At 68.9% G+C, this 17,548-nt stretch carries 14 protein-coding genes; 9 read left to right on the top strand and 5 right to left on the bottom strand.

Going from position 1 to position 17,548, the window contains the following annotated elements; translation table 11 throughout:
- Positions 1-50 precede the first annotated feature (50 nt).
- The 3 genes from ASD56_RS05185 to ASD56_RS05175 all read right to left on the bottom strand — a co-directional run bounded on the left by ASD56_RS05185 (position 51) and on the right by ASD56_RS05175 (position 3,392).
- Complete coding sequence (locus tag ASD56_RS05185) at positions 51-965, bottom strand: carbohydrate ABC transporter permease (RefSeq protein ID WP_055962031.1); 915 nt, start codon at positions 963-965, stop codon at positions 51-53.
- Positions 962-1,984 carry a carbohydrate ABC transporter permease gene (locus tag ASD56_RS05180; protein ID WP_055962028.1) on the bottom strand — a complete coding sequence of 341 codons (1,023 nt, stop codon included), beginning with the start codon at positions 1,982-1,984 and terminating at the stop codon, positions 962-964. Before ASD56_RS05180 ends, ASD56_RS05185 begins: the two co-directional genes overlap by 4 nt.
- Positions 1,985-2,120: 136 nt before the next feature.
- Entirely contained in the window at positions 2,121-3,392 is a 1,272-nt protein-coding gene (locus tag ASD56_RS05175; RefSeq protein ID WP_055962025.1) for an ABC transporter substrate-binding protein, read from the bottom strand.
- Positions 3,393-3,654: 262 nt separating this feature from the next.
- Between ASD56_RS05175 and purS the strand changes: the two genes are divergently transcribed.
- Entirely contained in the window at positions 3,655-3,903 is a 249-nt protein-coding gene (gene purS, locus ASD56_RS05170; protein WP_055962022.1) for a phosphoribosylformylglycinamidine synthase subunit PurS, read from the top strand.
- Positions 3,900-4,607, top strand: coding sequence for a phosphoribosylformylglycinamidine synthase subunit PurQ (gene purQ / locus ASD56_RS05165; protein WP_055962019.1), 708 nt, complete (start codon positions 3,900-3,902; stop codon positions 4,605-4,607). Before purS ends, purQ begins: the two co-directional genes overlap by 4 nt.
- Positions 4,608-4,616: 9 nt before the next feature.
- On the opposite strand, the gene ASD56_RS05160 is transcribed toward purQ, so the two are convergent.
- Positions 4,617-5,054: a DUF1761 domain-containing protein gene (locus ASD56_RS05160; RefSeq protein ID WP_055962016.1), complete on the bottom strand. Its 438-nt coding sequence runs from the start codon at positions 5,052-5,054 to the stop codon at positions 4,617-4,619.
- A gap of 102 nt (positions 5,055-5,156) precedes the next feature.
- Between ASD56_RS05160 and ASD56_RS05155 the strand changes: the two genes are divergently transcribed.
- From ASD56_RS05155 to ASD56_RS05145, 3 genes are all read left to right on the top strand, one after another.
- Positions 5,157-6,089, top strand: coding sequence for a 2-hydroxyacid dehydrogenase (locus tag ASD56_RS05155; protein ID WP_235565529.1), 933 nt, complete (start codon positions 5,157-5,159; stop codon positions 6,087-6,089).
- Positions 6,090-6,273: 184 nt separating this feature from the next.
- Positions 6,274-7,437: a sugar phosphate isomerase/epimerase family protein gene (locus tag ASD56_RS05150; protein WP_055962013.1), complete on the top strand. Its 1,164-nt coding sequence runs from the start codon at positions 6,274-6,276 to the stop codon at positions 7,435-7,437.
- A gap of 149 nt (positions 7,438-7,586) precedes the next feature.
- Positions 7,587-10,364: a PQQ-dependent sugar dehydrogenase gene (locus ASD56_RS05145; RefSeq protein WP_055962010.1), complete on the top strand. Its 2,778-nt coding sequence runs from the start codon at positions 7,587-7,589 to the stop codon at positions 10,362-10,364.
- A 192-nt stretch (positions 10,365-10,556) separates the two neighbouring features.
- Here ASD56_RS05145 and ASD56_RS05140 read toward each other — a convergent pair whose 3' ends face one another.
- Entirely contained in the window at positions 10,557-11,123 is a 567-nt protein-coding gene (locus ASD56_RS05140; RefSeq protein ID WP_055962007.1) for an adenine phosphoribosyltransferase, read from the bottom strand.
- Between the two features lie 48 nt (positions 11,124-11,171).
- Between ASD56_RS05140 and ASD56_RS05135 the strand changes: the two genes are divergently transcribed.
- The 4 genes from ASD56_RS05135 (at position 11,172) to ASD56_RS05120 (ending at position 17,508) form a co-directional block, all read left to right on the top strand.
- Positions 11,172-12,899, top strand: a complete 1,728-nt coding sequence (locus ASD56_RS05135; protein ID WP_082541258.1) for a glycoside hydrolase family 13 protein — start codon at positions 11,172-11,174, stop codon at positions 12,897-12,899.
- Positions 12,900-13,013: 114 nt separating this feature from the next.
- Positions 13,014-14,033 carry a LacI family DNA-binding transcriptional regulator gene (locus tag ASD56_RS05130; protein ID WP_055962004.1) on the top strand — a complete coding sequence of 340 codons (1,020 nt, stop codon included), beginning with the start codon at positions 13,014-13,016 and terminating at the stop codon, positions 14,031-14,033.
- A gap of 23 nt (positions 14,034-14,056) precedes the next feature.
- A complete protein-coding gene (locus tag ASD56_RS05125; RefSeq protein WP_055962001.1) occupies positions 14,057-15,286 on the top strand; it encodes an amidohydrolase in 1,230 nt (409 codons plus the stop codon).
- Positions 15,287-15,372: 86 nt separating this feature from the next.
- Positions 15,373-17,508: an APC family permease gene (locus ASD56_RS05120; RefSeq protein WP_235565528.1), complete on the top strand. Its 2,136-nt coding sequence runs from the start codon at positions 15,373-15,375 to the stop codon at positions 17,506-17,508.
- The last annotated feature ends 40 nt before the right edge of the window (positions 17,509-17,548 follow it).

Genomic DNA, 17,548 nt, shown 5'->3' with positions numbered 1-17,548 from the left:
TCTCTGGGATCGGGGGTCAGGAAAGGGTACGAGCAGGAGGCGCAGGGCGATCAGCCCTTGACAGCGCCGGCCATGATGCCGCTGACCAGCTGCTTGCCGGCGAAGGCGAACAGGATCAGGAGCGGGATCGTCGCGAGCAGCACGCCTGCGAGGACGATCGAGTAGTCGACGAAGTAGTTCGACTGCAGAAGCGAGAGCGCGACCGGAAGGGTCGGTTCGCGTCGATCGAGCACGATGAACGGCCAGAAGAAGTTGTTCCACGCACCGACGAAGGTGAACAGGAAGAGCATGGCCGCCGCGGGACGCGCGGCCGGCACGGCGACGGTCCAGAAGGTCCGGAGCATCGTGGCCCCGTCGACGCGCGCGGCCTCGATCAGCTCGTCGGGAACCGTCTGCTGCAGATACTGCGTCATCCAGAACACCCCGAACGCGCTCGTCAGGGCGGGAACGATGATCGCGCCGACCTGCCCGGTCCAGCCGAGGTCGGCGAACAGGATGTACAGCGGCACCACGCCGAGCTGCATCGGCACCGCCATGGTCGCGACGACGAAGATGAGGAGGGCCTTGCTGCCCTTGAACCGCAGCTTCGCGAACGCCCACCCCGCGAGGGTGGAGGTGACGACGACGGATGCCGCGATCAGCGTCGAGCTGTAGATCGAGTTCCACAGCGCCGGCCAGAAGTTCACCGCGGGGTCGTTGACGACCGAGAGAGCGTTCGCGATGAAGTTCCCGCCCGGGATCCACGACATGTTGGGGTCGCTGATGGTCGTCGAGTCCCCGGAGCCGATCAGGAACGACCAGTAGTACGGGAAGACTGCAGAGGCGACGACGAGCGCGAGTCCGGCGTAGGTCCAGAAACCGGCGCGGAAGCCGCGGATCTTGACCGTCCTGAAGCGGCGCCCGCCACCGAGCTCGGCGGTGGCGACGGGTTGTTCGACCATCGCGATGGGAGGCGTGGTGCTCATCGGCGGGATCCCTTCTTGCGGCGCACGAGGACGCCTCTGCCGCCTTCGTCGCGGACGAGACGACGCGTGATCATCAGATTGATGAGGCCGATCACGAGAATGATGATGAACAGGATCCAGGCGAGCGCTGCCGCACGTCCGAAGTTCCACTCCCGCCAGCCGATGTTGTAGAGGAACAGCGTGACGGTGAGCCACTGCTGGGCCGCACCACCCTGACCGGTGTTGTCGAACTGACTCGGCTCGTCGAAGATCTGCAGACCGCCGATCGTCGAGGTGATGATGACGAAGATCAGCGTCGGCCGCAGCGACGGCATCGTGATGGCCGTGAACTGGCGCCACGTGTTGGCACCGTCGACGGTGGCGGCCTCGTAGTACTCGCGTGGCACGGCCTGCATGGCGGCCAGGAGGATCAGGGCGTTGTAGCCGACCCAGCGGAAATTGACCATCGTGGCGATGGCGACGTGACTCCAGAACGGGTCCTTGTGCCACGGGATCGGCTGCAGACCGATGTCGGTGAGGATGTTGTTCACGAGACCGTGGTTGTCGCCGAACATGTTGCTGAAGATCAGGGCGACGGCAACGGGCGCCATCACGTACGGGAGCAGCACGCTCGTGCGCCAGAACGTCTTGGCGCGGATGTTCTTGTCGAGCATCGCGGCGATGAAGAGCGCCAGGATCAGCTGCGGCACCGTCGACAGCAGGAAGATGCTGAAGGTGTTTCGCAGGGCCGTCCAGAACTGCGGGTTCTGAAGGATCCAGATGTACTGGTCGAACCCGATGAACTCGCCGGAGTTGCGGACGAGGTCCCAGTCCATGAAGGAGATGACGGCCGTGTACGCGATGGGGAAGAGACCCACGATCGCGAACATGATGAAGAACGGCGAGATGTAGAGGAAGGGCGAGACCTTGAGGTCCCACTTGCTCAGCTTCTGAGAGAAGGAGAGCACGCGCGGGGCGCGGTCTGGAGACGGCTGGCCGGCCGGCCCGGATGCCGTGTGGCGGGTTGCGGTCGTGGTCACCGGTGACTCCGAATCGATGTCGACTGTTTTCAGGAGGGGGTGAGGAGAGTGTGCGCGGGCCGGCGAGCGGCCCGCGCACACCTCCTCCTGTCAGACCACGGCCGGGCGAGCGGCCATGGCGATCAGACGGAGCAGATCAGAACGCTTCGACCTCGGCGACCCACGTGTTCCACGAGGCCTCCTGGTTCTCCAGACCGTCGAACACTCGCGTGACTGCGTCCTGCAGCGCCTGGTGGTACTGGAAGTAGCTCGCGTCCTTGTACGGGGCCACCGTGACGGCCTCCGCGCGCGTGGTCAGGATCTGACCCACCGGTGCGTCCTGGAAGTACGCGTTGGTGGCGTCGGCGAGCTCCGGGCTTTCGAGGGCCTCCGTCTGGCTCGGGAAGGTGCCCGCGTTGGCGAACGCCTTCATCTGCTGCTCGGGAGCGGTGAGCCAGTCGGCGAGCTGCAGCGCAGCCTCGACGTTCTCGCCGTCTGCCGGAACGGTCAGGTACGACCCGCCCCAGTTGCCGCCGCCGTTGGGGAACACATCGGCGATGTTCCAGTCGGCGGTGTCGGGCGCGTTGCCCTCGATGATGCCCAGCATCCAGCCGGGGCACAGCATCGTGGCGAACTCGCCGCCGGCCATCGAGGCGAACCAGTCGTCGGACCACTGACCGGCGTATGCCGAGTTGGGCACCGCGCGCTCGGCGACGAGGTTGTACGCGTTCGCGACCTCGGGGTTCTCGGTCGCGATGACCGCGCCGTCTTCCTCGGTGTAGGTGTACTCCAGCTGGTTCATGATGCCCTGGAGCACGGAGTTGGCCGAGTCGATCATCGGCTTGCCGGTCGCGGCCTTGTACTCATCCGCGACGTCGAGGAAGGCCTCCCAGTCGCCGTTGAACAGCTCTGCGACGCCCTCGGGGTCGGTGGGCAGGCCCGCCGCCGCGAACAGGTCGGCGCGGTAGCAGATGCCCTGCGGTCCGATGTCCGTGCCGAAGCCGACGAGACGGCCGTCTGCGTCGGTCGCAGCGGCTTCCTTCCAGTCGAGCCAGCGGCCCTTCACACTGTCGGGCGCCTCGGCGAGCAGGTCGGAGTACTGCATCGCCTCGGCGAACCAGTCGATCTCGACGCCCTCGATGTCGGCGAGGCCGCCCTTGCCGAGCTTGGCGAAGTAGTTCGCGCGGGCGTCGCCGGACTCGGCGGCACGGGTGTGCTCAACGGTGATGTTCGGGTTCTCGTCCATGTACTCCTGGAGGAGTTCATCGGTGTAGCCGAAGTCGTTGAACGTGGCGATGGTGAGCGTGATGGGCTCGTCGCTGTCGGCGGGCGGGGTCTCGCCGCCACCGGCGCAGCCGGCGAGGACGATCGCGGAAGCCGAGAACGCGGCTACGGCCACGGCGCTCCGTCGGAAGGCACGTGAGTTCACTGTCACTCCTTTGTGTTTGGTCAAGTACAGATGTGTTGCAGGTGCAGCCGTGGTCGGGATTCATCCTTCGGCGGCTATGCCGTGGGAGCGGTCCCATCGGACTGCGGGCAACGCTATGGGATCGCTCCCACGAATGTCAAGGGAGCGCTCCCACGAATGTGTCACGGTTGCGTCACGACACATCCAGAACAACCGGACGAACGGGGATGCCGCGGCCCGTAGACTGGGGAGGATCCCTTCCCGCGACATCCGGAGCTCTTCAATGCCCACCATCGTCGTCGACGTCATGCCCAAGGCCGAGCTGCTGGACCCCCAGGGGAAGGCCGTCTCCGGCGCACTCGCGCGTCTGGGTCAGGACGCCTTCACGTCCGTGCGCATCGGAAAGCGCTTCGAGCTCACCGTCGAGGGCGAGGTCGATGACGAGCTGCTCGCGACCGCCCGCCGCGTCGCGGACGAGATCCTCTCCAACTCCGTGATCGAGGATGTGGTGGGCGTCGAGGTGGTCGAATGACCGCTCGCATCGGGGTCATCACCTTCCCCGGCTCGCTCGATGACCGCGACGCGCAGCGCGCGATCGCCGTCGCCGGCGGCGAGCCCGTCGCACTCTGGCACGGCTCGCACGACCTCGAGGGTGTGGACGCCCTCGTGCTGCCGGGTGGCTTCAGCTACGGCGACTACCTGCGTGCCGGCGCCATCGCCGCACTCGCGCCGATCATGGCCGAGGTGAAGGATGCCGCCGCCAAGGGAATGCCGATCCTCGGCATCTGCAACGGCTTCCAGATGCTCGTCGAGGCCCACCTGCTGCCCGGCGGCCTGATCCGCAACGCGCACCAGCAGTTCATCCGCCGCGACCAGCGCCTGCGTGTCGAGAACAACGACACCGCCTGGACGAGCGACTTCTCCGCCGGCCAGGAGATCACGATCCCGCTCAAGAACGCCGACGGCGGCTACATCGCCTCCGAGGCCGAACTGGACCGCCTCGAGGGCGAGAACCTCGTGGCCTTCCGCTACGTCGGCGTGAACCCCAACGGCTCGCTCCGCGACATCGCCGGCCTCGTCAACGAGCGCGGGAACGTCGTGGGCCTCATGCCCCACCCCGAGCACGCGGTCGAGCCCGGCTTCGGCCCCGACACGAGTGCCGCGATGCGCTCGGGCGTCGACGGCCTGCCGTTCTTCACCTCGGCCATCGCCGCGGTGGTGGCAGCCGCGGCCTGAGCCCCGTCGTCAGACGGTGCCGGCCGGGGGCCAGACTCCGATGATGATGCCCATCACCACGAACGTGACCAGTTCGTGCGCGATGTTCATCACGGTGAGCGACGTCGGCCGCCCCTCGAACTGGTCGTGGGTGATGAACCGCGCCGCGGTGAAGCCGGCCCACAGGATGATCGCCGTGCCCAGCGAGGCGAGCAGGTAGCCGCCGCCGTAGAAGTGCCACGCGATCGAGGTCGCCCCCGCCAGCACCCATGCCGACACGAAGCTGACGAACACCGTGACGATGATCGGCATCCAGGCCTGGAGAGAGGTCTGGTCGCGATTCATGTCGACGTTCGCCAGTTTCGCCCAGCGCGTGCCGAAGACCTTCGGCGCGTACCAGACGGAGCCGACGATCATCGTCGAGAGCGTGGCGATCAGCACGGCCCAGTAGTTGATCTCAGGGACCATCTTCGTCTCCTTCGTCGGGCGGACCTGCCGATGCCGCCGCTGATCGCGAGCGTAGCGCTGCGTTTCGACCCCGTCATCACAGCGCGCCGCTAGCGTGGATGCGTGAGTGAAGGCATCCCGTCCCTTGTCGTGAGTGTGCCGACCGAGCGGCTCGCCGCTGATCTCGGCCGGCTGCCCGACGGCGTCGAGCTCGTCGTGTGGTCGATGGAAGGACCCGCGCCGCGTGATCGGCTGGATCTCGTCGTCCCGCCCTACATGAAGATGGCGACGGTGCTGGAGCAGCTGGAGGGCGTGGCGGTCCGCCTCGTCCAGAGCCAGTCCATCGGGTATGAAGGCGTCGAAGAGCTGCTGCCGGACGGCGTGATGTTCGCCAACGCGGCAAGCGTCCACGAGACCTCGACGGCGGAGCTCGCCGTCGGGCTGATGATCGCCGCCCAGCGCAGGATCGACAAGTTCGCGATCGATACCGCTTCCGGCATATGGGACCCGGTGTTCGCGACGAGCCTCGCCGATCGACGCGTTCTGCTGCTGGGCTACGGCGGGGTGGGCAAGGCGATCGCCGCACGCCTGGCCCCGTTCGAGGTGCACCTCACGGTGGTCGCGCATCGCGCACGCACGGAGGACGGGGTGCCGGTGCACGGCGTCGACGAGCTGCCCGGCCTGCTCGGCGATGCCGAGATCGTCGTGCTGACGCTTCCGGGCGGCGAGCAGACCCGCGGCATCGTCGACGACGCATTCCTCGGCGCACTGCCGGACGGCGCGCTCGTCGTCAACGTCGGGCGCGGGTCGCTCGTCGACACCGATGCGCTCGTGGAGCACGTGCGTCGTGGCCGGCTCCGGGCCGCGCTGGACGTGGTCGATCCCGAGCCGCTGCCGCCGGGGCATCCGCTCTGGTCCCTGCATGGTGTGCTCGTCGCACCGCACGTCGGAGGGGCGTCGACGGCCATGACACCGCGTATCACGCGCCTGGTGCGGGCCCAGATCGAGCGCATGGCGGCCGGAGAGCCGCCGGCGAACGTCGTGCTCGGCGGCTGAGTTCGTGCCGCGATCCCAGTCGGCACAAGGGGTGTCGGATACTTTTGACGATTGTTGATGAAAGTTGCATGAGAAGCAATTAAGTTTTGGTTGACCCTCCTCGGACAAATGCCCTATGGTCCGAGAAAAGTGTTCGCTCTTTTCCAGCGCACTTTCCGGGAACCGATCCGTGCAAGGGAGCACCATGGACGACGTCACTCACCAGGCGGAGGAGGACGCTCGCGTCCTCGGACGCAAGCTCGGCCTCAGCAGACGGCAGCTTCTCGCTGCCACGACCGGCATGGCGGCTGCCGCCATGTTCGGCCTCGGCACCGGTCATGCGCACGCCCACTCGGGCGCTGCCGCAGCCGGGCTCGCCGCATCGAAGGGCGGCGGAAACGGCGTGCTGGTGCCCCCGGGCAAGCGCGGCATCATCCTGTACACCGTGCGCGACGCGATCAGCCGTGACCCCAACAGCACGCCGCTGCCGTCGGGCTTCAAGGCGGTGCTCAAGCAGCTCGCAGACATCGGCTACAAGCAGATCGAGTTCGCCGGTTACGGCCAGAACGTCAGTTCCGAGGGTGGCAACGTCAACAACGTCGCAGGAGCGCAGCTGCTGCGCACCTGGCTCGACGACTTCGGGCTGGAGGGCGAGGGCAACCACGGCCAGATCCCGTCCACGATCAGCGACGCGACGATCGCGCAGTTCGATGCGCAGTGCGAGATCGCCAACATCCTCGGATTCGGCCACATCGGCACGGGCAACGACCCGACTTCCAGCGCGTACCTGACCGACTGGCAGGCCGCGGCGGAACGCTGGAACTTCTTCGGGCAGCGCGCGGCGACCCACGGGCTGAAGCTCTACACGCACAACCACGATGCGGCGTACAGCTTCCTGCTCGACAGCGGACCGCTGGATGCCACCGGCCGGCCGACCCGTTCGAGCGGCGCGCGACGGCTCGAGTGGTTCCTGGAGAACACCGACCCGAACTACGTGTACCTCGAGATGGATGTCTACTGGGCGCACGTCGCGCAGCATCGCTTCCAGAGCTTCACCGCGCCTGACGGCTCGGTCGTGGCGGACGTGTTCGACCCGGCCGGCCTGGTCGCGGCGCAGACCCAGCGCTTCCCGCTGTTCCACGCCAAGGACGGCGCGGCGCGTCCCGACCTCCCGGCCGGCTACACGATCGCACCGTTCGGCCAGGGCAGCATCGACTACACGACGTTCTTCCAGCGCATCGGCGCCAAGGGGTCGCACAACTCGATGTACGAGCAGGACAACGCCGCCACGGTCCCGACGGCATCGCCCTCGATGTCGCTCGAGAACGCGGCCTCGTCGTACCAGCACATGGCCTCGCTCCGCGGCTAGCCGCTCCCGTACCGGAGGGGGGCGCCGAACAACCGGGTCCAACCGCCCCCCTCCTCACCCCTCGATCCCGTCCGCCTTCCACACCCGCAGCCATCGCAAGACGCACTCCAGCAAAACGGATCCCGCCACTCATCCGACTGGAGCACTACATGCGCAACGCAGCGCCGCCACGCCTCGTGGCACTCGCGACGGGACTTCTCGTCGCGGCATCCCTCACAATCGCCCTCCCCGCGGCGGCTCATCCCGGCCACGACCACGGCGACGAGATCTCGGCCACCACGTGGGCCAACTACGAGCGTGTGACCCTCTCCCGCGACGTCGGCGAGCCCATCGACCTCGCGGTCCTCCCCGACTCGCGCGTGCTGCACACCACCCGTAACGGGCAGGTGCGGCTGACCGATCCGGCCCAGGGCACGACGTCGATCGTCAACACGATCGACGTCTACGCGAACTCCGAGGACGGTCTGCAGACCGTCACCCTCGACCCCGACTTCGCCACGAACAAGTGGGTGTACCTCTACTACGCGCCCCGCGTGATGGTGGCGCCGTACCCGACGACGACGGCGACCGGCTCGGCGCCCAACACGCTTCCGGCCGGCGCGGACGCGTCGTACTGGGAGCAGTGGAAGGGCTACAACCAGCTCAGCCGCTTCACCTGGAACGACGCGACGAACTCGCTCGACCTGTCGACCCAGCAGGACATCATCCGGGTCGAGGTGCAGCGCGGTCAGTGCTGCCACGTCGCCGGTGACGTCGCGTTCGACAAGGACGGCAACCTCCTGCTCGCCACCGGCGACAACACGCCCGCCGGCACGCCCGGCGCGAACGGCATGGCCCCGATGAACGACCGGGTGGGCTACAACCCCGGCCTCGACTCACGTCGCGGCGCCGGCAACAGCAACGACCTGCGCGGCAAGATCCTGCGGATCGACGTGCAGGACGACGGCTCGTACACGATCCCCTCGGGCAACCTCTTCGCGCCCGGCACGGCCGGCGCGCGGGCGGAGATCTTCGCGATGGGCCTGCGCAACCCGTTCCGCATCGACGCCGATCCGGTCACGGGCGCCATCACGTGGGGCGACTACGGTCCCGATGCAGGCACGGCCAACCCCGAGCGCGGCCCGATGGGCTACGTCGAATGGCAATCCACGACGGTTCCGATCAACGGCGGCTGGCCTTTCTGCCACGGCCCGAACGCGAACTACAACGACTGGGACTACGAGCTGCTCGTTCCCGGCGCCTGGTACGACTGCAACGGCACGCTCGTGAACAACAGCCCGTACAACACCGGACTGTCCACGCTTCCGAGCGCGACCGCGCCGCAGCTCTACTACGGCGACCAGCCGACGCATCAGCCGTGGCCCGAGTTCGGCTCAGGCGGTCAAGGACCGATGGGCGGTCCGACGTATCGCTACGACGAGGAGAACCCCGCCACGACGAAGTTCCCGGCGTACTGGGACGGCAAGGCCTTCATGGCCGAGTTCTCGCGCGACCGGATCTTCGCCTTCACCCAGGACACGGCCGACGGACCGGTCACGCGCATCCAGGACTTCCTGCCCAACGCGGCGCTCACCGCGGCCGGCATGCCGATCTGGGACAATCCGATCGACATCGAGTTCGGTCCGGACGGCTCGCTGTACGTCTTGGACTACGGCGACGGGTTCTTCCGGCCCAACCCCGACTCGGGCCTGTACCGGGTGGACTACGTCGAGGGAACCAAGGGCCCGCGCGTCGACCTGCAGGCCTCGGTCACCTCGGGCCAGGCTCCGCTCGCGGTGGAGTTCGACGCCTCGGGCTCGAAGCACCCCGACGGGCTCGCGCTGAGCTTCGCATGGGATGTCGAGGGTGACGGCACCTTCACCCCGGGCCCGGCGACGACGTCGCACACCTACACCGAAGAGGGCCAGTACGCCGCCCGCGTGCAGGTGACGGACTCATCCGGCCGGGTCAGCCTCGCGTCGGTGACGATCACGGTGGGCAACACCGCTCCGGTGATCGAGATCGTCACACCGGTCGACGGCTCGTTCGTCGACTGGGGCGACCGCGTCCAGTTCGAGGTGAAGGTGACGGATGCCGAGGACGAGGTCATCGACTGCAGCCGCGTGCTGTGGAGCTATGGCCTGGGCCACGACAACACCCACACCCACCCGCTGTTCACGGGATCGGGCTGCACCGCCGTGGTCGAGACGTCTCTCGAGGCAGGTCACGGGGAGACCGAGAACATCTACGGCCAGATCGGCGCCTCGTACACCGACCTGGGCGGCGCGGTCGCTCCCGAGCTCACCAGCGACGATGTCGCGCTGCTCAACCCGAGGGAGCTGCAGGCGGAGCACGCCGACGCCCGTTCGGACGGCACGACCGTGGTGGACGACGAGTCGGCGGCCGGCTTCCGCAAGCTGACGGACCTCGGACCGGGCGAGTGGCTCGCGTACGAGCCGGTCGAGTTCGGCGGCATCACCGGGGTCGAGCTGCGGGCGGCGGGCGAGGGCGAGGTGTCGCTGCACTGGGGCGACGCCGGGGCCGAGCCGTTCGCGACCTTCGCCGTCGACTCGGCGGACTGGTCGCTCGCGTCGACGCCGCTGATCGAGGTGCCCGAGGGCACCGGGCGGGTCGTCGTGACGTCGACCGGAGGCGTCGATCTGGACCGGTTCCTGTTCACCACCTCGATCGCCGATGTGGATGCCGCGCTCACGGCGCTGCGTCAGTCCGGTGACGTGACGAACGGCGCGCTCGTGTCGCTCGGCATGCGCCTGGACCGCGCAGCCGCGGCGTATGCGGCGGGCGACACCGCGAAGGCGCTCACAGAGCTGCGATTCGTCCGGACGCAGATCCCGGAGCGCGTCGAGAACCTCGATGCCCGCGCCGTGCTCCTGCGCGCGGTGGAGGCGGTGATCGCCGACATCGAGCAGGCCATCGCGGTCCCGTAGCCGCGATCCCGGCAGGTGCGGCCGGTTCTTCACCATGGCGGGATCCTCCGGCCGCACCCACCCGCAGCCGGGCCGTGTCCTTCGGGATGCGGCCCGGCTTCTTCCGTCAGGCGCTGGTCCGCCGCAGTGCGCGGCATCCGCCGTGGTTCGAACTGCGGCCACCGCAACGAAGTGCGGCTGGGGAGCATCGGATCAGGCCGTGAAGACGGCGTGCACCTCGCCGACGACCTCACGCCCGCCGAGCGCCTCGAGCTCCATGAGAACGGCGGTGCCGACGACCGTGCCGCCCAGCTGCTCCACCAGATCGCGAGCGGCGACGAGGGTGCCGCCGGTCGCGAGGACATCGTCCACCAGCAGGACCCGCATGCCGTCGCGGATGTCGTCGTGCGCCTCGATCGTCGCCGTGCCGTACTCCAGGGCGTAATCGACGGATGCCGCGGGCCGGGGCAGCTTGCCCGCCTTGCGGATCGGCACCAGGCCGGCGCCGGCCTCCATCGCCGCGGCCCCTGCGAGCAGGAACCCGCGCGCCTCCACACCGGCGACGACGTCGAAGTCGCCGTCGAAGGGGGCGATGAGCGCGTGGATCACGGTGCGCAGGGCCGAGGCATCCGCCAGCAGAGGCGTGATGTCGCGGAACATCACGCCCGGCTCGGGGTAGTCGGGGATCGTTCGGATCAGCGATTCGGCACGCACCAGGGCTTCGGACACCGCCTCACGATACCCCCGGCGGTCGGTCGATGAAGGAGCGCACCAACACATTGAGCCTGTTCGCACTGCGAATGTAAGCGCTTGCAGTATCCTGTTGCGATGACTTCCCCGCAGACCGCCGAACGCACCGACGCGCCCGCCCCCCGCGCAGGGGCGCGCGACAGCAAGCCAGGGGTGTGGGGCGGAGCCCCACTGGGGTCGGAGTGGTGGCGCACCGCCGTCATCTACCAGATCTACCCCCGCTCGTTCGCGGACAGCTCTGGCGACGGCATCGGCGACCTCCCCGGCATCACGTCGCGACTCGACGACCTGCGCGACCTCGGGATCGACGCGATCTGGCTGAGCCCGTTCCAGCGGTCGCCGCAGAAGGATGCCGGCTACGACGTCTCGGACTACTGCGACGTCGATCCGCTCTTCGGCACGCTGAGCGACTTCGACCTCATGCTCGGCGCGGCGCACGAGCGCGGCATCCGAGTGATCGTCGATCTGGTCCCCAACCACTCCTCCGACCAGCACGAATGGTTCCAGCAGGCGCTGGCCGCGGCTCCCGGCAGCCGTGAGCGCGCGCGCTACATGTTCCGCGACGGCAAGGGCGTCGAGGGCGAGGTGCCCCCGAACAACTGGGAGTCCGTCTTCGGCGGTCCGGCCTGGACGCGCGTCGTAGAGGCCGACGGCACGCCCGGCCAGTGGTACCTGCACCTGTTCGACTCGTCGCAGCCCGACTTCGACTGGTCCAACGACGAGGTCCGCGAGGAGTTCCGTCGCATCCTGCGCTTCTGGCTCGACCGCGGCGTCGACGGGTTCCGTGTGGATGTGGCGCACGGCCTCGTCAAGGCCGCGGGCCTGCCCGACTACACGCCCGACCCCGACGCCGGCTCGATGGGCGGCGAAGAGGCGGACGTCCCGTACTGGGGCCAGGACGGCGTGCACGAGGTCTACCGCGACTGGCACCTCCTGATGGCCGAGTACGAGGGCGACCGCGCACTGTGCGCCGAGGCCTGGATGCCGACCCCCGAGAAGACGGCGCTGTGGGTGCGTCCCGACGAAATGCACCAGGCGTTCAACTTCGCCTACCTCGAGACGGCATGGGATGCCCCGGCCTTGCGCGCCGTGATCGCTGAGTCGATCGCCGCCTACGCCGCGGTCGGCGCCCCCAGCACCTGGGTGCTCTCCAACCACGACGTCGTCCGCCACGCGTCGCGCCTGGCGCTGACCGCCGAGAACCCGCAGGGACACGGCATCGGCCCGGACTCCCCCGGCAAGCCCATCCCCGAGGTCGGGCTGCGCCGCGCGCGCGCCGCGACCACCCTCATGCTGGCGCTCCCGGGCTCGGCGTACCTCTACCAGGGCGAGGAGCTCGGCCTGCCCGAGGTCATCGACATCCCCGGCGACGCGCGCCAGGACCCGACCTGGTTCCGCACGAACGGCGAGCGGTACGGTCGCGACGGCTGCCGCGTGCCGATCCCGTGGACCGCGGATGCCCCGGCCTACGGCTTCAGCCCGACCGGCGACGCCTGGCTGCCGCAGCCGGCCGAGTGGGCGCACCTCGCCCGCGACGTGCAGGCCGGCGACGACGACTCGACGCTGTCGCTCTACCGCGCGCTCATCGCCGCCCGCCGCGAGCGCGGCCTCGGCGCCGGAGCACTGGAGTGGCTCGAGGGCTTCGGCACCGACGTCGTCGCGTTCCGCAACGGCGACGTGACGGTCATCGGCAACACCGGCGCCACGGCGATCGCGCTGCCGGACGGTATCGTGATCGCGGCGAGCGGTCCTATTTCCTCCGGTGAACTCCCGGCCGACACGACGGTCTGGCTCGCCAACGACTGAGATCCGCCCGACGGGATGAAGCCCGCGTCGCGGGCTCAGCCCGCCTCAGGGGCGCGCGTCAGCAAGCCGGGGGTTTGGGGCGGAGCCCCATCAGGGAAAGAGAGTGGGGACGACGTGGTCAGCATCGACGAGGTGGCGCGGCAGGCCGGCGTCTCCACGGCCACCGTCTCCCGCGCCCTGAGCGGACGCGGGCACGTCTCGGGCGCCACCAAGGCCCGGGTCGAGGCTGCGGCGAAGAGCCTCGGCTACGTCGTCTCTGCCTCTGCCTCCAGCCTTGCGTCGGGTCGCACACGCAACATCGGCGTGCTCGTCCCGTTCCTCGACCGGTGGTTCTTCTCGACCGTGCTGAGCGGGATCAGCTCGGCGCTCATGCGGCGCGGGTACGACATCACCCTCTACAGCCTCACCGCCGACCGCGCAGAGCGTCGCGACGTCTTCGCGACGTTCCTGCGGCGCCAGCGCGTCGACGGCGTCATCGCGATCTCGATCGAGCTGGGCGAGGAGGAGACCGGTCAGCTGATGGCCCTCGACCTTCCGGTGATCGCGATCGGCGGGCCCAACCCACGGCTCACGACACTGACCGTCGACGACGTCGCGGTCGCGCGCCTGGCGACGGAGCACCTGCTCGCCCTGGGCCACCGCGACATCGCGCACATCGGCGCGAGCCCCGAGTTCGACATCGACTTCCACATCCCCACGCATCGTCGTCAGGGCTTCGAGCAGGCGCTGGCCGATGCCGGCATCCCGGTGAAGCCCTCGCTGTTCGAGCCCGCCGACTTCACGATCGAAGGCGGGTTCCGCGCCGCCAAGCAGCTGCTCGGCAAGCCCGGTGGCCGGCCGACCGCGATCTTCGCCGCGTCGGACGAGATGGCGATCGGCGCGCTGCTGGCCGCTCGCGAGCTCGGCTACCGGGTGCCTGAAGACCTCTCGGTCGTCGGCATCGACGGGCACGAGCTGGGCGAGTTCTTCCGCCTCACCACCGTGGACCAGTTCCCGCTGGGACAGGGCGAGCGCGCGGCCGACGCCATCCTCGCCGAGCTCGAGGCGAACGGGGCCGCCGTGCCGGTGCACCAGCCGGGCGACCTGCCGTACGAGCTCATCGTTCGCGGGTCGACCGCGCGCCTGCCGGGCTGACGCGCCCGGATAGGCTCGTCCGCATGACGATCGACCTCGAGGCGCTGTACATCGACCTGCACCGGCATCCGGAACTGTCTTTCCAGGAGACGCGGACCGCCGGAGTCGTCACGAAGCATCTGGCCGATCTGGGCATCGACTTCGAAGAGGGCATCGGCCGCACCGGAGTCGCCGGCATCCTCCGCAACGGCGAAGGGCCCGTCGTGTGGCTGCGCGCCGACATGGACGCGCTCCCCGTTCCCGAGCAGACCGGCCTGGCCTACGCGAGCACGGCACGCGGCACCGACCCCTCGGGCACCGAGGTGCCCGTCATGCACGCCTGCGGCCACGACATGCACGTCGCCGCGCTGCTGGGAGCGCTCGAGCAGCTGGTCGCAACGAAGGACGAGTGGAGCGGCACGATCGTCGCCGTGTTCCAGCCCGCCGAGGAGTACGGCGCCGGCTCGCAGGCGATGATCGCAGACGGCGTGCTCGACCGCTTCCCGAAGCCCGACATCGTGCTGGGCCAGCACGTCACCCCCCTGCCCGCCGGCACCATCGGCGTGCGCAGCGGCACCCAGATGGCGGCGTCCGACGGCCTCACGGTGACCCTCCTCGGCCGCGGCGGCCACGGGTCGCGCCCGCACTCGACCATCGACCCCGTCGTGATGGCCGCGGCGACCGTGATGCGCCTGCAGACGATCGTCTCGCGCGAGGTGGACCCCCGCGACGTCGCCGTGGTCACCGTGGGCTCGATCCACGCCGGGCTCAAGAACAACATCATCCCGGCAGAGGCCCGGCTCGAGCTCAGCCTGCGCTACCCCGACGACGAGGCACGGGCCCGCGTGCTCGAGAAGGTCGAGCGCGTCGTCCGCGCCGAGGCCCAGGCATCCGGAGCCGAGGAAGAGCCCGTGATCGAGATCGATCACTCCCTGCCCCCGACGATCAACGACGTCGACGCGACGGCGCGCCTGCGCCTAGCCTTCGACTCCGCCTTCGGCGACGGCACCGTGGTCGACCCGGGCATGTTCACCGGCAGCGAGGACGTCTCGTGGTTCGCCCGCGACTCCGGTGCGCCGCTGGTCTTCTGGTTCTGGGGCGGCGTCGACAAGGAGAAGTTCGCGGCCGCGACCGCGGCCGGAACGGTCGAGCGCGACATCCCCACCAATCACTCGCCGTTCTTCGCCCCGGTGCTGCAGCCGACGCTCGACAACGGCGTCGCGAACTTCGTCGTCGCCGCGCGCGAGTTCCTCGGTGGTCCCGCCGCGGACTGACCTCACCGGCGGCCGGCGCATGGATTCCGTGAGGATGCCGCTTTCGACGCATCACAGACGTCCGGGCGGGCGTAGCGTCGCCTGCCGTGACCAGTGATATCCGTGAGCACGGCGAAGAGACACCCCGCGCCAAACGCCTCATCCTCGGCGAGCCGCTGACCTCGGAGGAGATCGACGGGCAGCTTCTCCCCAAGAAGCGGGCGCTGCCGATCTTCGCGTCGGACGCGCTGAGCTCGGTGGCCTATGCGCCGCAGGAGCTCCTGATGATCCTGCTCATCGGCGGTCTCGCCTTCCTCTCTTTCGCGCCGTGGGTCGCTGCCGGCGTCGTGCTGCTGCTGATCGTCGTGGTGGCGAGCTACCGACAGCTCATCAAGGCCTATCCCTCCGGCGGGGGCGACTACGAGGTCGCGCGCAAGAACCTCGGCGAGGTGCCCGGAGTGGTCGTGGCAGCCGCCCTCCTCGTCGACTATGTGCTGACGGTGGCGGTCTCGGTCGCCTCCGGGGTCGACAACATCATCTCCGCCCTCCCCGAGCTCGACTCGTTCCGTGTTCAGCTCGCCGTGGGCTTCGTGGTGCTCATCATCCTCGTGAACCTGCGCGGCGTTCGTGAGGCGTCGTTCGCGTTCGCGGTCCCGACCTACGTCTTCATCGGCTCCGTCGCCCTGATGATCGTCGTCGGTCTGACCAGAACCTTGATGGGCGACCCGCCGGTCGCCTCGAGCGCGGAGTACGCGGTGCAGGCCGAATCGCTCACCCAGGCCGCCGTCATCCTGCTCGTGCTCCGCGCCTTCTCGAGCGGATGCTCCGCCCTCACCGGCGTCGAAGCCGTATCCAATGGCGTGCCCGCGTTCCGTCTGCCCAAGGTCCGCAACGCGCAGATGACGCTGACCCTCATGGGCGGGATCGCGATCCTCCTGTTCTCGGGGCTCACCGCCCTCGCCTTGGTCTCCGGCGTCCACTATGCCGAGAACCCCTGCCATCTGATCGGCTTCGACTGCGAGGCGGGGCCTCAGCCCAGTCTCATGGCCCAGGTCGCCGCGGCCACCTTCGGCATGGGGTCGATCCCGTTCTACGTCATTCAGGCGGCGACCGCCTGCGTCCTGCTGCTGGCCGCCAACACCGCGTTCAACGGCTTCCCGCTGCTCGGCGCCGTCCTCGCCCGCGACGGCTTCGCGCCGAAGGCGATGAACACGCGGGGCGACCGCCTGGTCTACTCGAACGGCATGATCCTTCTCGGGATCACCGCGATCGTCGTGCTCATCGTCTACCAGGCGAACCTCACCACGCTGATCCAGCTGTACATCATCGGGGTGTTCGTGTCGTTCTCCATCGGCCAGATCGGCATGGTGAAGCACTGGCGGCGAGCGCTGCGCGAGCAGGCGATGACGGAACCGGATGCCGCGGCCTCGGCATCCGCCCGCCGAGAGCGCCGGTCGGCCTACAGCGGACTCGCGATCAACAGCCTGGGCGCGGCGATGACCATCTCGGTGCTGCTCATCGTCACGATCACGAAGTTCACCCACGGCGCCTGGCTCGTCTTCATCGCGATCCCGATCCTGGCCGTGCTGATGATCGGCGTGAACCGGTACTACCGCGACGTCGAGCACGAGATCCGCGTCGACGACACGACGCACTTCGGCTCCGACGGCGATCTCGCGATCGTCCTGGTGAACCGGCTCCAGAAGCCGGTGCTCAAGGCCGTGGAGTACGCGCTGGCCGCCGAGCACGACAAGGCGATCGCCGTGCACGTCGCCGTCAGCGACGAGGAATCGGCGGCGCTGCAACGCCAGTGGGAGGAGCACCGGGTGCCGATGAAGCTGGTCATCATCGAGTCGCCGTACCGGTCGTACGCGTCGCCCGTGGCCACGTTCATCACGCAGTACCGCGAGAAGTTCGGGTCGTCCGTGGTGACGGTCTACCTGCCGCAGTACATCGTCGGGCACTGGTGGGAGTCGCTGCTGCACAACCGGCGGTCGCGTCGCATCGCGCAGCAGCTGATGCTCGTGCACGGGGTGTCGATCACGCTCGTGCCGTGGCTGCTCGACTCGTCGGAGCTCATCTACGGCAGGCGCTCACGGCCGTTGCCGGGCGACGATCGCAGCGGCCGGCCCGGGCCCGAGACAGAGGCCCGCGTGCAGACGCACGGACGCCGGGCCACGCGCCCCGCCGGTCCGCCGGCCGCCGCTCCGGTCGAGCCCGAGCCCGCATCGGGTCGGCGCTGACCCGCGTGCCGCGCCCAGGCAACGCGCGTAGCCTGGGAGG

The organism is Microbacterium sp. Root166 (assembly GCF_001427145.1).
Taxonomy (GTDB): domain Bacteria; phylum Actinomycetota; class Actinomycetes; order Actinomycetales; family Microbacteriaceae; genus Microbacterium.
Note: the sequence above shows the minus strand (reverse complement) of the source record. Positions and strands in the feature narration are given on the sequence as shown.

Bases quoted from the DNA above. Each gene is read 5' to 3' on its own strand.
- ASD56_RS05140 (WP_055962007.1), bottom strand. From the start codon at position 11,123: ATGTGTTGGTGCGCTCCTTCATCGACCGACCGCCGGGGGTATCGTGAG.
- ASD56_RS05185 (WP_055962031.1), bottom strand. From the start codon at position 965: ATGAGCACCACGCCTCCCATCGCGATGGTCGAACAACCCGTCGCCACC.
- ASD56_RS05150 (WP_055962013.1), top strand. From the start codon at position 6,274: ATGGACGACGTCACTCACCAGGCGGAGGAGGACGCTCGCGTCCTCGGA.
- ASD56_RS05145 (WP_055962010.1), top strand. From the start codon at position 7,587: ATGCGCAACGCAGCGCCGCCACGCCTCGTGGCACTCGCGACGGGACTT.
- purS (WP_055962022.1), top strand. From the start codon at position 3,655: ATGCCCACCATCGTCGTCGACGTCATGCCCAAGGCCGAGCTGCTGGAC.
- ASD56_RS05160 (WP_055962016.1), bottom strand. From the start codon at position 5,054: ATGGTCCCTGAGATCAACTACTGGGCCGTGCTGATCGCCACGCTCTCG.
- ASD56_RS05135 (WP_082541258.1), top strand. From the start codon at position 11,172: ATGACTTCCCCGCAGACCGCCGAACGCACCGACGCGCCCGCCCCCCGC.
- ASD56_RS05125 (WP_055962001.1), top strand. From the start codon at position 14,057: ATGACGATCGACCTCGAGGCGCTGTACATCGACCTGCACCGGCATCCG.
- purQ (WP_055962019.1), top strand. From the start codon at position 3,900: ATGACCGCTCGCATCGGGGTCATCACCTTCCCCGGCTCGCTCGATGAC.